General features: G+C 69.0%; 13 protein-coding genes and 1 tRNA gene. 5 read left to right on the forward strand and 9 right to left on the reverse strand.

All coding sequences use genetic code 11. The annotated features are described in order from the left end of the window. The first annotated feature begins 54 nt into the window (after positions 1–54). Positions 55–204 carry an excalibur calcium-binding domain-containing protein gene (locus tag ABZ923_RS05505; protein WP_361467152.1) on the forward strand — a complete coding sequence of 50 codons (150 nt, stop codon included), beginning with the start codon at positions 55–57 and terminating at the stop codon, positions 202–204. Between the two features lie 57 nt (positions 205–261). On the opposite strand, the gene ABZ923_RS05510 is transcribed toward ABZ923_RS05505, so the two are convergent. From ABZ923_RS05510 to dnaA, 9 genes are all read right to left on the reverse strand, one after another. Next, positions 262–335: transfer RNA gene (locus ABZ923_RS05510), tRNA-Ile, on the reverse strand. Positions 336–446: 111 nt separating this feature from the next. After that, complete coding sequence (locus ABZ923_RS05515) at positions 447–1,181, reverse strand: DUF3566 domain-containing protein (RefSeq protein ID WP_361467154.1); 735 nt, start codon at positions 1,179–1,181, stop codon at positions 447–449. Positions 1,182–1,199: 18 nt separating this feature from the next. Then, positions 1,200–3,794, reverse strand: a complete 2,595-nt coding sequence (gyrA, locus tag ABZ923_RS05520) for a DNA gyrase subunit A (protein WP_361467156.1) — start codon at positions 3,792–3,794, stop codon at positions 1,200–1,202. A gap of 42 nt (positions 3,795–3,836) precedes the next feature. After that, the gene (gene gyrB, locus ABZ923_RS05525; protein ID WP_361467158.1) at positions 3,837–5,906 is read right to left on the reverse strand and encodes a DNA topoisomerase (ATP-hydrolyzing) subunit B; all 2,070 of its coding nucleotides are present in this window, start codon (positions 5,904–5,906) and stop codon (positions 3,837–3,839) included. Between the two features lie 384 nt (positions 5,907–6,290). Further along, entirely contained in the window at positions 6,291–6,869 is a 579-nt protein-coding gene (locus ABZ923_RS05530) for a DciA family protein (RefSeq protein ID WP_361467161.1), read from the reverse strand. Beyond that, complete coding sequence (gene recF / locus ABZ923_RS05535) at positions 6,866–7,987, reverse strand: DNA replication/repair protein RecF (RefSeq protein WP_361467163.1); 1,122 nt, start codon at positions 7,985–7,987, stop codon at positions 6,866–6,868. The genes ABZ923_RS05530 and recF overlap by 4 nt, the downstream gene beginning before the upstream one ends. A 46-nt stretch (positions 7,988–8,033) precedes the next feature. Continuing rightward, positions 8,034–8,909 (reverse strand): phosphogluconate dehydrogenase (NAD(+)-dependent, decarboxylating), encoded by an 876-nt coding sequence (gene gnd / locus ABZ923_RS05540; protein ID WP_361467165.1) that lies wholly within the window; start codon positions 8,907–8,909, stop codon positions 8,034–8,036. A gap of 190 nt (positions 8,910–9,099) precedes the next feature. Next, positions 9,100–10,230 (reverse strand): DNA polymerase III subunit beta, encoded by a 1,131-nt coding sequence (gene dnaN, locus ABZ923_RS05545; RefSeq protein WP_208033201.1) that lies wholly within the window; start codon positions 10,228–10,230, stop codon positions 9,100–9,102. A gap of 930 nt (positions 10,231–11,160) precedes the next feature. Beyond that, a complete protein-coding gene (gene dnaA, locus ABZ923_RS05550; RefSeq protein ID WP_361467168.1) occupies positions 11,161–13,113 on the reverse strand; it encodes a chromosomal replication initiator protein DnaA in 1,953 nt (650 codons plus the stop codon). 395 nt (positions 13,114–13,508) lie between these two features. On the opposite strand from dnaA, the gene rpmH reads away from it, so the two are divergent. From rpmH to yidC, 4 genes are read left to right on the forward strand one after another with little or no spacing between them, the layout of a single operon-like run. Next, positions 13,509–13,646, forward strand: a complete 138-nt coding sequence (gene rpmH, locus ABZ923_RS05555) for a 50S ribosomal protein L34 (RefSeq protein ID WP_003956500.1) — start codon at positions 13,509–13,511, stop codon at positions 13,644–13,646. Between the two features lie 21 nt (positions 13,647–13,667). Further along, positions 13,668–14,039 carry a ribonuclease P protein component gene (gene rnpA, locus ABZ923_RS05560; protein ID WP_078611778.1) on the forward strand — a complete coding sequence of 124 codons (372 nt, stop codon included), beginning with the start codon at positions 13,668–13,670 and terminating at the stop codon, positions 14,037–14,039. Further along, entirely contained in the window at positions 14,036–14,401 is a 366-nt protein-coding gene (yidD, locus tag ABZ923_RS05565) for a membrane protein insertion efficiency factor YidD (protein WP_361467170.1), read from the forward strand. The genes rnpA and yidD overlap by 4 nt, the downstream gene beginning before the upstream one ends. A gap of 3 nt (positions 14,402–14,404) precedes the next feature. Further along, positions 14,405–15,676 (forward strand): membrane protein insertase YidC, encoded by a 1,272-nt coding sequence (gene yidC / locus ABZ923_RS05570; RefSeq protein ID WP_361467172.1) that lies wholly within the window; start codon positions 14,405–14,407, stop codon positions 15,674–15,676. Positions 15,677–15,691: the final 15 nt, after the last annotated feature.

Genomic DNA, 15,691 nt, shown 5'->3' on the forward strand with positions numbered 1-15,691 from the left:
ACCCTTGGCCATAGCCCGGTCGCTGGTGCATCCCCCGTCGCCAGCGGCCGGGTTTTGCTGTGCCATGCTCCGGCGCATGCTGATCATTCCCGGGCCTGCGCCGACGCCCGGGCCCACCACGACACCCCCGTCCTGCGCGGCGACCCCGGCTGCGGCCCCCACCTCGACCGCGACAACGACGGCATCGGCTGCGAGTGGGGCTGACCGCCCCCGAGCACACGAGAAGACCCCCGGTCCTGCTGGACCGGGGGTCTCGTGCTGTGGGGCTAACAGGATTTGAACCTGTGGCCTCATCCTTATCAGGGATGCGCTCTAACCAACTGAGCTATAGCCCCGCCGCGCTCTGCGGTGTGTGTCCCGCGCGCTGACTCCTGAAGATTAGCGCACGACCGCGCCAGTCCCAAAATCGGTTGTCGGGGACCGTCAGAACGCCGCTGGTCCGGCGGTCACTCGTCCTCCGCGAGGGTCAGCTCGATACCGCCGACGAAGCCCGCGGAGAGGTTGTAGATGAACGCGCCGAGGGTCGCCAGGGCCGTGGCCAGGACGACGTCGATGACCGCGATGATCGTCGTGAAGGTCAGCACGTGGGGGAGCGAGAGGAACGCCTGGAGGTCGAAGCCGTTCGCCTCGTTCGAACCGGTCGCCTCCGAGATCGTGCCGCCCACCGTCGAGAAGACGCCCATCGCGTCCATGACCATCCACAGCACCGCCGAGGCGACGATCGTGCAGATGCCGAACGCGATGGAGAGCAGGAAGCTGACCTTCATCACCGACCACGGGTCGGCCTTGGCCACCCGCAGCCGCGCCTTGCGGGTCCGCGGCGCCGTCCGCACACCCGTACGCGGCTTGCGCACCGCACCCGCGGGAGCCGCCGGATAGGCCTGCGGCGGATGGTAGGGCCCGTCGGGCTGCTCCGAGCGCCGCTCGCCGGGCAGCGGCGACGCCGGCCGCGCCTCACCGGCCGCGCCCGGACCTCGGGTGTCCGTCACAGTTCCCCCCTGGGACTCCTGCTGGGATTCCTGCGTGCCGGAGGACTCCGCCACGGAAGCCTTCACCGGCTTCAGGTTGGTCGTGTGCGGATCGCTCGCGCTCCCCGCACGCGCGGCGGAGCCACGGCCGCCGCCGTCCGTTTCCGTACCCGTGGAGGTACCGGCCGATCCGGCGCCCGTGGCTCCGCTCACGATGACTCACTCCTCGTGCTACTCGGCCGAGGGTGCCTCACCCTCGTCCGTGCCGGCGGTCGCGGCACCCTCGGCGGTCTCGTCCACGGCCACATCACCGTCGACTTCCTCCGCCTCGCGCCCGGCCTCGGCGTTACGTGCGATACCGACCACGGCATCGCGCTTGCCCAGGTTGATCAGTTGGACGCCCATGGTGTCACGGCCCGTCTCCCTGACCTCGCTGACTCGCGTACGAATCACACCGCCGGAGAGGGTGATCGCGAGGATCTCGTCGTTCTCCTCGACAATCAGCGCGCCGACGAGCGAACCACGGTCCTCCACGATCTTGGCGGCCTTGATGCCGAGGCCGCCGCGACCCTGGACGCGGTACTCGTCGACGGCGGTCCGCTTCGCGTACCCACCGTCGGTGGCAGTGAACACGAACGTACCCGGTCGAACAACATTCATCGAGAGAAGCTCGTCGCCCTCCCGGAAACTCATCCCCTTGACACCGGAGGTGGCACGGCCCATCGGGCGCAGGGAGTCGTCCGAGGCGGTGAACCGGATCGACTGCGCCTTCCTGCTGACCAGCAGCAGGTCGTCGTCGGCCGAGACCAGCTCGGCGCCGATCAGCTCGTCGTCCGTACCGTCCTCGCGCTCACGCAGGTTGATCGCGATGACACCGCCGGAGCGGGGCGAATCGTAATCCTTCAGTGGCGTCTTCTTGACCAGACCGGACTTGGTGGCCAGCACCAGGTACGGCGCCGCCTCGTAGTCCCGGATGGCCAGGATCTCGGCGATCGCCTCGTCCGGCTGGAAGGCGAGCAGGTTCGCCACGTGCTGACCGCGCGCGTCCCGGCCGGCCTCGGGCAGCTCGTACGCCTTCGCCCGGTACACCCGGCCCTTGTTCGTGAAGAACAGCAGCCAGTGGTGCGTGGTGGAGACGAAGAAGTGGTCGACGATGTCGTCTTCCTTCAGCTTCGTCCCGCGCACGCCCTTGCCGCCGCGCTTCTGCGCCCGGTAGTCGTCCGTCTTCGTCCGCTTGACGTAACCGCCGCGCGTGACGGTGACGACGATGTCCTCCTCGGCGATCAGGTCCTCGATGGACATGTCGCCCTCGTACGGGATCAGCTTGGTCTGGCGGTCGTCGCCGTACTTCTCGACGATCGCGGCCAGCTCCTCGCTGACGATCCCGCGCTGGCGGACCGGCGAGGCGAGGATCTCGTTGTACTCGTTGATCTTCGCCTGGAGTTCGTCGTGCTCCTGGACGATCTTCTGCCGCTCCAGGGCCGCCAGGCGGCGCAGCTGCATCTCCAGGATCGCGTTGGCCTGGATCTCGTCGATCTCCAGCAGCTCCATCAGGCCCGTGCGCGCCACGTCGACGGTCTCACTGCGCCGGATCAGCGCGATGACCTCGTCGATGGCGTCCAGGGCCTTCAGCAGGCCGCGCAGGATGTGCGCCCGCTCCTCGGCCTTGCGCAGCCGGAACTTCGTCCGCCGGACGACGACCTCGATCTGGTGCGTCACCCAGTGGCGGATGAACGCGTCCAGGGACAGCGTGCGCGGCACACCGTCGACCAGCGCCAGCATGTTGGCGCCGAAGTTCGTCTGCAGGTCGGTGTGCTTGTACAGGTTGTTCAGCACGACCTTGGCGACCGCGTCCCGCTTCAGGACGATCACCAGACGCTGGCCGGTACGGGACGACGTCTCGTCGCGGACGTCCGCGATCCCGCCGATCTTGCCGTCCTTCACCAGGTCGGCGATCTTCTGCGCCAGGTTGTCCGGGTTCACCTGGTACGGCAGCTCGGTCACCACCAGGCACTGCCGGCCCTGGATCTCCTCGACCTCGACCACCGCGCGCATCGTGATGGAGCCGCGCCCGGTGCGGTACGCCTCCTCGATGCCCTTGCGGCCCACCACCAGGGCGCCGGTCGGGAAGTCGGGGCCCTTGATGCGCTCCATGAGCGCGTCCAGCAGCTCCTCGTGGGAGACCTCGGGGTTCTCCAGGTACCACTGGGCGCCGGCCGCGACCTCGCGCAGGTTGTGCGGCGGGATGTTGGTGGCCATGCCGACCGCGATACCGGCCGAGCCGTTGATCAGCAGGTTCGGGAAGCGGGCCGGCAGGACGGTCGGCTCCTGGGAGCGGCCGTCGTAGTTGTCCGTGAAGTCGACGGTCTCCTCGTCGATGTCCCGGACCATCTCCATCGACAGCGGCGCCATCTTGCACTCGGTGTAGCGCATGGCCGCCGCCGGGTCGTTGCCCGGCGAGCCGAAGTTGCCGTTGGAGTCGACCAGCGGCATCCGCATCGACCACGGCTGCGCGAGGCGCACCAGGGCGTCGTAGATGGAGGAGTCGCCGTGCGGGTGGTAGTTGCCCATGACGTCGCCGACGACACGGGCGCACTTGTAGAAACCGCGCTCGGGGCGGTAGCCGCCGTCGTACATCGCGTACAGCACGCGGCGGTGGACGGGCTTGAGACCGTCACGGACGTCCGGCAGCGCACGGGACACGATGACGGACATCGCGTAGTCCAGGTACGAGCGCTGCATCTCCGTCTCGAGCCCGACGGGCTCGACACGCATCGCGAGCTCGCCGCCCTCGTCAGGCGTCACGGGGGTGTTCTCGTCGGCCATTGCTGGTGAAGATCCTTCCTGGTGCGGTCAGCTGAGACCGACTCAGATGTCGAGGAAGCGGACGTCCTTGGCATTGCGCTGGATGAACTGGCGCCGGGCCTCGACGTCCTCGCCCATCAGCACCGAGAACAGGTCGTCGGCCTGGGCGGCGTCGTCCAGCGTGACCTGGCCGAGGACCCGGTGCTCCTGGTCCATCGTGGTCACGCGCAGCTCCTCGGCGTTCATCTCGCCGAGGCCCTTGAAGCGCTGGATCGAGTCCTCGCGGACACGCTTGCCGCGCTGCCGGCCCATCTCGATCAGCGCGTCGCGCTCACGGTCCGAGTAGGCGTACTCCACGTCGTCCCGGCCCCACTTGATCTTGTACAGCGGGGGGCGGGAGAGGTACACGTGCCCGGCCTCGACCAGCGGCCGCATGAAGCGGAACAGGAAGGTCAGCAGCAGGGTGCTGATGTGCTGGCCGTCGACGTCGGCGTCCGCCATCAGGATGATCTTGTGATAGCGGAGCTTCTCGATGTCGAAGTCCTCGTGCACACCCGTGCCGAAGGCCGAGATCAGCGCCTGGATCTCCTGGTTCTGCAGGATCTTGTCGATCCTGGCCTTCTCCACGTTCAGGATCTTGCCGCGGATCGGGAGGATCGCCTGGTACTGCGGGTTCCGGCCGGACTTGGCCGAACCGCCGGCGGAGTCACCCTCGACGATGAAGATCTCGCACTTGGCCGGGTCGTTGGACTGGCAGTCGGCCAGCTTGCCCGGCAGTGACGCCGACTCCAGCAGACCCTTGCGACGGGTCAGGTCACGGGCCTTGCGGGCCGCCACGCGCGCGGTGGCCGCCTGGATGCCCTTGCGGATGATGTCCGCGGCCTCGACCGGGTTGCGGTCCAGCCAGTCGTTGAGGTGCTCGTAGACCGCCTTCTGCACGAAGGTCTTGGCCTCCGTGTTGCCCAGCTTGGTCTTCGTCTGGCCCTCGAACTGAGGCTCGCTCAGCTTGACCGAGATGATCGCGGTCAGACCCTCACGGATGTCGTCACCGGTGAGGTTGTCGTCCTTCTCCCGCAGCAGCTTCTTGTCGCGCGCGTACTTGTTGATGAGCGACGTCAGCGCGGCCCGGAAGCCCTCTTCGTGCGTACCGCCCTCGTGCGTGTGGATGATGTTCGCGAAGGAGTACACGCCCTCGGTGTAGCCGCTGTTCCACTGCATGGCGACCTCGAGGGACAGGCTCTTGTCCTTGTCCTCGGCCTCCAGCGAGACGACCGTGGGGTGCACCGCCTCTCCCTTGCGGGAGTTGAGGTACTTCACGAAGTCGACGATGCCGCCCTCGTAGTGGTACGTGACGGTCTTGACCTCGGCCTTCTCGTCCGCACCCGCCTCGTCCGCACCGCTCGTGGCCTTCGCCGACTCGCGCTCGTCGGTGAGCCGGATCGTCAGGCCCTTGTTGAGGAACGCCATCTCCTGGAAGCGCCGCGACAGCGTCTCGAAGGAGTACTCGGTGGTCTCGAAGATCTCCGGGTCGGCCCAGAAGGTGACCGACGTGCCGGTCTCCTCGGTCGCCTCGTGCTTGACCAGCGGGGCCGTCGGGACGCCCATCTTGTAGTCCTGCGTCCAGCGGTGGCCGTCGGTCTTCACCTCGACGGCGACCTTCGTGGACAGCGCGTTCACGACGGACACACCGACACCGTGCAGACCGCCGGAGACGGCGTACCCGCCGCCGCCGAACTTGCCGCCCGCGTGCAGCACGGTCAGCACGACCTCGACGGCCGGCTTGCCCTCGGAGGGCACGATGCCCACCGGGATGCCACGGCCGTTGTCGACGACGCGCACACCGCCGTCGGCGAGGATCGTCACGTCGATGGTGTCGGCGTAGCCGGCCAGCGCCTCGTCGACCGAGTTGTCGACGACCTCGTACACCAGGTGGTGCAGACCGCGCTCGCCCGTGGAGCCGATGTACATGCCGGGCCGCTTGCGGACCGCGTCCAGCCCTTCGAGCACGGTGATGGCGCTGGCGTCGTACGAGGCCGAGGCGGTGGCCTCGGCGCTCACGCCTGCGTCGGTGGACGGGATGTTCTCGTTGGGGTTGCCGGAATCGGCCACGAAGCGCCCTTTCTGGCACAGCACGAGCCGGGCTCGTCGGCGGATCGCCGGAGCGGCTGCGGCATGTTGCGTTGGTAAGCCTTGATCAGCGTTGCTCAGCTTTTCCCGGGCGGTCCCCACGTTGGGGCGGGATTGTCTTCCAGTCTACCGGTAGCACTGACATCGATGGGGGTTTGCCGGTACCTGAGTCCCCATGTGCCGCCCTCAACCGGTCTCGGCCGGGTCCCGATATACGGATGGGGGCTCCAAGGGGCTCACAGCGGCACTCAGAGCTTTGGGCCGTCAACCCTTGGCTACCGGGGGGTCAGATGGCGATCCGCGGCCCGTCCGGGCGCGGTACGGCGGTGATCCACACCCGTGCGCACGGGTACGCAGGCATGCCGGGACGACCCTCAGACGTGAGGTAGATCACCCGTAGGTATCGCCGGGGCCGGTGCTCCCCGGAGCCCGCAGCGGGCCGTAGCGACGGGGCTGGCCGCCCGGATTGAGCACCTTGATCATCCGTACGCTGCCGTGCCCGAGGTCCTCGTTGATCCGCGCCACGAGCGTCGGCGCCAGCACCCGCAGCTGGGTCGCCCAGGCCGTCGAGTCGCACTGCACGGTCAGCACCCGCTCGTCCTCGTCGTACCGCTGCGGCACACAGTGCTTGGCCAGGTCCTCGCCGACGATCTGCGGCCAGCGGCCCATCACCCCGCCCACCGCGGCCGGCGTCTCCCAGCCGCGCTCGGTGATCAGCCGGTTGATCGCCGAACCCAGCGCCATCGGATCGCGGCCGTCGGCCCGCGCGCCGGAGCGCAGACCGCCGCCCCGCCGCGCCTGCTTCTTCTGCCGCGCCGCGTCCCCACGCGCGCGTGCCTGCTCCCTCGCGGCGCGCAACGCCACGCGCGCGAGGTCGACACCGGAGGGCTCGTTCTTCTCCCCGGCCTTCGGGTCCTTCGGTGCCCCGGAGGCCTTCGGGGTCTTCGGGGCGGGGTCCTCGCTGCTCATATGCGCTCCACCGCCCCGTCGGCCACCGCGTACCGGGCACCGGCCAGCACATGCGGTACGTCGTCGTCCACGGCGGCGGTGACCAGCACCTGCTCACCGGGCGCGACCAGCTCCGCCAGCCGTTCCCGGCGGCGCGCGTCCAGCTCGGCGAAGACGTCGTCCAGGATCAGCACCGGCTCGTTGCCCTCGGCCCGCAGCAGGTCGTAGGAGGCCAGCCGCAGGGCGAGGGCGAAGGACCAGGACTCGCCGTGCGAGGCGTACCCCTTCGCGGGCAGCTGGCCGAGCTTGAGGACCAGATCGTCCCGGTGCGGGCCGACGAGGGTGACACCCCGCTCGATCTCCTGCTTGCGCGCCTCGGCCAACGCCGCCGTCAGCTGGGCGTACAGCTCCTCGCGCGTGTGCCCCTCACCGGGAGCCGACGGCTTGTACTCCAGCGCGACCGGCCCGCCGCCGGGCGCCAGCTGCTCGTAGGCCTTGTCGGCGAGCGGCTGCAGCGCGGCCACGAGATCCATCCGCTGGGCGAGCAGCTCCGCCCCCGCGCGCGCGAGATGCTGGTCCCAGACGTCGAGCGTGGACAGATCGAGGGACCGCCCACCGTGCCGGCGCGCCAGGGCGGCCGTCTTCAGCAGGGTGTTGCGCTGCTTGAGCACCCGCTCGTAGTCGGAGCGCACGCCCGCCATCCGCGGGGACCGCGCGGTGATCAGCTCGTCCAGGAACCGCCGCCGCTCGCCCGGATCGCCCTTGACCAGGGCGAGGTCCTCGGGCGCGAACAGCACGGTCCGTACGATCCCCAGCACGTCCCGCGGCTTGACCTGCGAGGACCGGTTGATGCGGGCCCGGTTGGCCTTGCCCGGGTTCAGCTCCAGCTCGATCAGCTGCTGCCGGTCACCCTGCCGGACCTGCGCCCGGACGACCGCCCGCTCGGCGCCCATGCGCACCAGGGGCGCGTCGGAGGCGACCCGGTGGCTGCCGAGCGTCGCCAGATAGCCGACCGCCTCCACGAGGTTGGTCTTGCCCTGCCCGTTGGGGCCGACGAAGGCGGTGACGCCCGGGTCGAGCGGAACCTCGGCCCGGGCGTACGAGCGGAAGTCGGCCAGCGAAAGATGCGTGACGTGCATGGTCGTCCGCCGACCTCCCTGCTTCTCTCCGGCCCGCTGCCGCGGCCTACTTCTTCTCTACGGCGTGCCCGCCGAACTGGTTGCGCAGCGCGGCGATCATCTTCATCTGCGGCGAGTCCTCCTGGCGGGAGGCGAACCGCGCGAACAGCGACGCGGTGATCGCCGGCAGCGGCACCGCGTTGTCGATGGCGGCCTCCACGGTCCAGCGTCCCTCACCGGAGTCCTGTGCGTAACCGCGCAGCCCCTCCAGGTGCTCGTCCTCGTCGAGGGCGTTCACCGCGAGGTCCAGCAGCCAGGACCGGATGACCGTGCCCTCCTGCCAGGACCGGAACACCTCGCGGACGTCCGTGACGGAGTCGACCTTCTCCAGCAGCTCCCAGCCCTCGGCGTAGGCCTGCATCATGGCGTACTCGATGCCGTTGTGGACCATCTTCGCGAAGTGGCCCGCACCGACCTTGCCCGCGTGCACCGCACCGAAGTCGCCCTCCGGCTTCAGCGCGTCGAAGACCGGCTGCACCCTGGCGACGTGCTCGGCGTCGCCGCCGTACATCAGCGCGTACCCGTTCTCCAGGCCCCAGACGCCGCCGGAGACACCGCAGTCCACGAAGCCTATGCCCTTGGCGGCCAGCTCCTCGGCGTGCCTCTCGTCGTCCGTCCAGCGGGAGTTGCCGCCGTCCACGACCACGTCGCCGGGCTCCAGCAGCTCGGCGAGCTGGTCGATGGTCGACTGGGTGGGCTCACCGGCCGGGACCATCACCCAGACCACGCGCGGGCCGCTGAGCTTGCCCACAAGTTCTTCCAGGCTGTGGACATCCGCGAGGTCCGCGTTGCGGTCGTATCCGATGACGGTGTGGCCCGCGCGGCGGATCCGCTCGCGCATGTTGCCGCCCATCTTGCCGAGGCCGACGAGACCGAGCTCCATCAGTTGTGTTCCTTAGGTCGCTGTGTGGCGTGTGGGGCACCTTCGTGCCGAACCGAGCCTAGACCCGGTCACTCCCGCACAGTTGTGGGCATACGCGCTCACCTGCGGAAACCCGGGGCACCCACCGCGCCTGGCCACGGTGCCGGGTACCCACAGGGGCCCCGGCACCATGCACAGCTGTGGACGACGATCAGCCGCTGAGCCGCACCGGCATGATCAGGTACTTGTAGGCGTCGTCGGCCTCGGCGTCCAGCGCCGGCTTGCCGCTCAGCAGCGCCGGCTTGGTGGACGTGGTGAACGACAGCTGGGCCACCGGGGAGTCGATCGCGCTCAGACCGTCCAGCAGGAACGTCGGGTTGAAGGCGATCGAGATGTCGTCGCCCTCCAGCTGCGCGTCGACCCTTTCCACAGCCTGTGCGTCGTCGCTCGACCCGGCCTCCAGGATCAGCACACCCTGCTCGAAGCTCAGCCGCACCGGCGTGTTCCGCTCGGCCACCAGCGCCACACGCTTGACGGCCTCGACGAACGGCGCCGTCTCGATCACCGCGACGGAGTTGAACTCGGTCGGGAACAGCGTCCGGTACTTCGGCAGGTCGCCCTCGAGCAGCCGCGTGGTCGTACGACGGCCCGCGCCCTCGAAACCGATCAGGCCCTCACCGGCACCGGAGCCGGACAGCGCCAGCGTGACGCTGTCGCCCGCGCCCAGCGACTTCGCGGTGTCCAGGAGCGTCTTGGCGGGGACCAGGGCGACGGCGGAGGCGTCCGGGTTCTCCGGCTTCCACAGGAACTCGCGGACCGCGAAGCGGTAGCGGTCGGTGGAGGCCAGCGTGACCGTGTCGCCCTCGATCTCGATGCGCACACCGGTGAGCACCGGGAGCGTGTCGTCACGGCCGGCCGCGATGGCCACCTGGGAGACGGCGGCGGCGAAGACCTCGCCGGGGACGGTGCCGGTCGCGTTCGGCATCTGCGGCAGCGCCGGGTACTCCTCCACCGGCAGGGTGTGCAGGGTGAACCGGGAGGATCCACAGACCACGGTCGCCCGTACACCGTCTGTGGAAATCTCCACCGGCCGGTTGGGGAGCGCGCGGGAGATGTCGGCGAGCAGGCGGCCGGAGACCAGGACCGTGCCCTCCTCCTCGACCTCCGCCTCGACGTTGACGCGCGCGGAGACCTCGTAGTCGAAGCTCGACAGGCTCAGCTGGCCGTCCTCGGCCTTCAGCAGCAGGCCGGCGAGGACAGGCGCCGGCGGACGGGCCGGGAGGCTGCGTGCCGCCCACGCCACTGCCTCCGCGAGTACGTCGCGTTCCACCCGGATCTTCACCGTAAGCCGCCTCCTGCTGTTGCTACTGAGTCCTCCGACTCGGTGTCACCGCCCACTGCGAAGGGCAGAACACCGGGGACCAGTCTGACGCACCCCACTGACAGTAGGTGCCCGTCGGGGTCAAGTCGGTCCGAGCGGCAGCCGGGCACGAGACGGCGAGTTGTGCACAGCCCCCGCTTCAAAGCGATTGCCGAGCTCTCTCTAGTTGGGAGTAGTAGTAGGGCCTGTGGATACCGTGGATAACCACGTTTGCCCAGCTCAGCGCAGGTTTTTTATCCACCGGGCCTGTGGGTGGAGGCGGTGGACAACCGGGGCGGTCTGTGGAGAACGGAAAGTTCTGCACACACCGCCCACAGGCTGAGGGCAGTTCTCCCCAGCTGTGTCCCCAGGAATACCCACGTTACCCACACCCCAACCCGGCACCTTCCTGTGACGCCTTTCACTCGACGCGGTGACGGGGTGCGCCGCGTTGCCGAACAGTGGACAGCGCTGTGGAGAAGCCGGGGATCGCTGGGGACAACGGCCCTCAGCCTGTGGGCGGCCGGTGGACAACTCGGTGCACAGGCTGTGGATCCCCGAGTTTTCCACAGTCTGTGGAGATCGTTCGTCCACGATTCCACAGGCCTCTGAGCTGGGCGGAAGCCATGGGGCCAGCTTCCCTGTGGACACAGTTCGGGACAACTCCGCAGTCCCCAGGATGTGGACGGAAGAAAGTCACCGAATCTGTGGAGAGTGGCCGTAACCAGGCAATTAATCGAACACCGGATGACGGACGAAGAACGCTCCACAACCCCCGAGAACCGGGCCCGGGTCCCGGCAGCCGGGCACCGGTGCGGCGTCCACGGCTCCCCGCCGGCGCCCGGCACGCGAAAGGGCGCCCCGGGGAGGCGTTGTCCCCAGGGCGCCCTCGACGCCGCCGTACGGCCCGCGTCAGCCGTTCTTGATGCGGTTGGTCAGCTCGGTGACCTGGTTGTAGATCGAGCGCCGCTCGGCCATCAGCGCGCGGATCTTGCGGTCGGCGTGCATGACGGTCGTGTGGTCGCGGCCGCCGAACTGCGCGCCGATCTTCGGCAGCGACAGATCCGTCAGCTCCCGGCACAGGTACATCGCGATCTGCCGGGCCGTGACCAGCTGGCGGCCGCGCGAGCTGCCGCACAGGTCCTCGACCGTGAGCCCGAAGTAGTCCGCCGTCGCCGCCATGATCGCCGTCGCCGTGATCTCCGGCGTCGAGTCCTCGCCCCCGGGGATCAGGTCCTTCAGGACGATCTCGGTCAGGCCCAGGTCCACCGGCTGCCGGTTGAGCGAGGCGAACGCCGTCACCCGGATCAGCGCGCCCTCCAGCTCGCGGATGTTCCGCGAGATCCGGGAGGCGATGAACTCCAGTACCTCCGGCGGGGCGTTGAGCTGCTCCTGGACCGCCTTCTTGCGGAGGATCGCGATACGCGTCTCCAGTTCCGGCGGCTGGACGTCGGTGATCAGACCCCACTCGAAACGGTTCCGCAGCCGGTCCTCCAGCGTGACCAGCTGCTTGGGCGGCCGGTCGCTGGAGAGCACGATCTGCTTGTTGGCGTTGTGGAGCGTGTTGAAGGTGTGGAAGAACTCCTCCTGCGTCGACTCCTTGTCCGCCAGGAACTGGATGTCGTCGACGAGCAGGATGTCCATCTCGCGGTAGCGCTTGCGGAAGCTGTCGCCCTTGCCGTCGCGGATGGAGTTGATGAACTCGTTGGTGAACTCCTCCGAGCTCACGTACCGCACGCGCGTGCCCGGGTAGAGGCTGCGCGCGTAGTGCCCGATCGCGTGCAGCAGGTGGGTCTTGCCGAGCCCCGACTCCCCGTAGATGAACAGGGGGTTGTACGCCTTGGCGGGTGCCTCGGCGACCGCGACCGCCGCCGCGTGCGCGAACCGGTTGGAGGCGCCGATGACGAACGTGTCGAAGAGGTACTTCGGGTTCAGGCGCGCGGTCGGCTCACCGGGGCCGCTCGCCGGTGCCGGCTGCGCGGCCAGCGGACCGGGGGCACCCGTGGTGGGCCCGTCGGGACGGCCGGGGCCGCCACGGTGCGCCGGCGGCTCGGGCAGTTCGCGGCGGACCGGGTCCCGCTGGTCGTACTCGGTCCGGGACGCGTCGTACTCCCCGCGCCCGGTGTCGTAGTCCGGCCGGGACGGTTCGTACTCCGCGCGCGGGCCGTCGTAGTCGCCGCGCTGCTGCTCGTACGGCGGCCGGTCCATGCCCTGCGGGCGGTAGTCCTGGGCCGGCGACCCGTAGGCGTCGGCGCCCGGGCCGTAGCCGTCCTGGGACGACGGCGAGGCGTACGGGTCCCGCTCGGGGAAGCCGAGCCGGGGCTGCTGCCAGCCGTAGTCGTCCTGCCCGGGGCGCGGCCAGGCGCCGGGCTCGGGGCGGTGGTACTCGGACGGGTAGGCCGGACGCACGGTCGGGAGCTGGTCCGGACGGGCCGGCGGGTGCTCGGTGCGCGGCTCGGTACCCGGGAGCTGCTCGGCGCCGCGGTGGCGGCCGTAGCCCTCGTACGGTCCGGAGGGCAGCTCCGGCTCCTCGTAGCGCGGCTTCGGGCTCTGCGGGGCGGCAGGTGCCGCGGGGGCCGGCGGTTCTCCCGCCGAGTCGTCCACGGTGATCGCGATCCGGATGGGGCGGCCGCACTCCCGGCTCAGGGTCTCGCTGACGATCGGCGCGAGACGGCCCTCCAGTACGCCCTTCGCGAATTCGTTCGGTACGGCGAGCAGAGCGGTGTCCGCGACCAGCGCGAGCGGCTGGCAGCGCCGGATCCAGTGCTCGTCCTTCGCCTCCACACCCTGTCCGCGGCCCTCGCCGAGGAGCTGCTCCAGTACGCGTGGCCACACTGCGGCAAGATCGGCAGGTACGTCAGCCACAGGGCACGCTCTCTCACAAGTCCCACGAACGTGTGATCCGGGGACGGGTCGGGATGGAATCCGGGTGGGTGGTCGGGGCGGTCCCGCTCGGCGGGGACAAGGGAACGATTCGGAGTTCAGCCACGGTAGTCAGCGCGACGGGTACGGTTCAAGTTGTTGTCCCCAGCCTGTGGACAGTGTCTCTCGGTGACCCCTGGTTTGACCGAATGGCGCAGCCCCGCGTACCGTAACCAGGTCGAGTTGTCGATGGCTGCTGCCGCCTGCCTCCGATGGGCACAGATCACTTCGGGTGATCGGGAAGCGGTGCACTCGGGCGTGACGCGAGCTACTCGTGGGCGCACGGTGACAGCCAGGACGGCACCCCGCCAACTACCGATTTCTTCTGGAGCCCCCGAGTGAGCAAGCGCACCTTCCAGCCGAACAACCGTCGTCGCGCGAAGACCCACGGCTTCCGGCTGCGTATGCGCACCCGTGCCGGCCGCGCGATCCTCGCGTCCCGCCGTAGCAAGGGTCGCGCCCGCCTGTCCGCCTGATCCCGATCAGGTCATGACGTCGTGCTGCCCACCGAGAACCGGCTGAGGCGGCGCGAGGACTTCGCGACCGCGGTACGACGGGGTCGTCGGGCCGGACGCCCGACTCTCGTCGTCCACCTTCGTAGCGGTGCCACGGACCCGCACGCGCCTGGGGAGAGCGCTCCCCCGACGCGTGCGGGTTTCGTCGTGAGCAAGGCCGTGGGTGGCGCGGTCGTGCGCAACACAGTGAAGCGCAGACTGCGCCATCTGATGCGTGACCGAGTCGCCCTGTTTCCCCCCGGTAGCCTGGTAGTCGTACGAGCGCTGCCCGGAGCGGGCGACGCAGACCACGCACAGCTGGCCCGAGACCTGGATGCCGCCCTACAGCGGCTGCTGGGAGGGGGCGCGCGATGAAGTACCCGCTGCTGGCTCTGATCAAGCTGTACCAGTGGACGATCAGTCCACTGCTCGGGCCGGTGTGCAAGTACTACCCGTCGTGCTCCCACTACGGCTACACGGCCATCGACCGGCACGGTGCGATCAAGGGAACGGCACTCACCGCCTGGCGCATCCTCCGGTGCAATCCGTGGTCGCTCGGCGGTGTGGACCATGTTCCGCCGCGTAAGCGCCCGCGGTGGCACGAAATGCTGCGCAACGCGTGGCGCGCACGCAAGGCGGGGCCCTCCGCCGCCGAACCGGCCACCGAAGCGGAGCTTGTTCCCGAGCCTCCTTCGAGCCCGGCCGCAGAGACCTCGTCCCATGCCCAAGGAGCATGATTAGTGGACACGATTGCCAGCCTCTTCAGCTTCATCACGACACCCGTCTCCTGGGTCATCGTCCAGTTCCACAAGGTGTACGGCGCGATCTTCGGCCCGAACACCGGATGGGCCTGGGGCCTGTCCATCGTGTCCCTGGTGATTCTGATCCGCATCTGCCTGATCCCGCTCTTCGTGAAGCAGATCAAGTCGACGCGCGCGATGCAGACGCTCCAGCCGGAGATGAAGAAGATCCAGGAGCGCTACAAGAACGACCGGCAGCGCCAGTCCGAAGAGATGATGAAGCTGTACAAGGAGACGGGTACCAACCCGCTCTCCTCGTGCCTTCCCATCCTGGCGCAGTCCCCGTTCTTCTTCGCCCTGTACCACGTGCTCAACGGCATCGCGACGGGCAAGACCATCGGTGTCATCAACGAGCCGCTGCTCGCGAGCGCCCGTAAGGCGCACATCTTCGGTGCTCCGCTCGCCGCCAAGTTCATGGACAGCGAGGACAAGGTCGCGGCGCTGGGCGCCACGCTGACCGACGTCCGGGTCGTGACCGCGGTCATGATCGTCCTGATGTCGTTCTCGCAGTTCTACACGCAGCGCCAGCTGATGACGAAGAACGTCGACACGACGGTCAAGACGCCGTTCATGCAGCAGCAGAAGATGCTGATGTACGTCTTCCCGGTGATGTTCGCCGTCTTCGGCATCAACTTCCCGGTCGGTGTCCTCGTCTACTGGCTGACCACCAACGTGTGGACCATGGGCCAGCAGATGTACGTCATCCACAACAACCCGACCCCGGGTTCCAAGGCCCAGGCCGCCTACCTGGAGCGCCTGACCAAGCACGTCACGCAGCACGGCAAGGTCCGCCGGCGCAGCGAGAAGGTCATCGTCAAGGCGATCGTCGCCAAGGGCCGCGACCGCAACGAATTCGAGCGCAAGTTCATCAACGCGCTGAACAAGGCCGGTCTCGCCGCCCAGCCCGACGGCTCGGTGACCCACAGTGCGGCCCAGGCCGCGGCCCAGACCGAGGAGGGCGCGGTCGCCGGTACCGCCACGGCCACCGCCGTGCGGCGCCAGCAGCCCAAGCGCCAGTCCAAGTCCCAGCGTCAGTCCGGCGCGGCCAAGCAGGCGGAGGACTCCCCGTCGCTGGAGAAGTCCGAGCCGCAGGACGCCAAGCCCGCCGCTGCCAAGCAGCCCCAGAAGCCCGGCTCGGGCACCCGCAGCAAGGCCCAGTCCGGCCAGCGCAAGGGTGGACCGCAGCGGCCCAAGTCCCCGTCCAAGAAGTAAGAAGGAGCCCATCCC

This window comes from Streptomyces sp. NPDC046881 (assembly GCF_040645015.1).
In the GTDB taxonomy this organism is placed as follows: Bacteria; Actinomycetota; Actinomycetes; order Streptomycetales; family Streptomycetaceae; genus Streptomyces.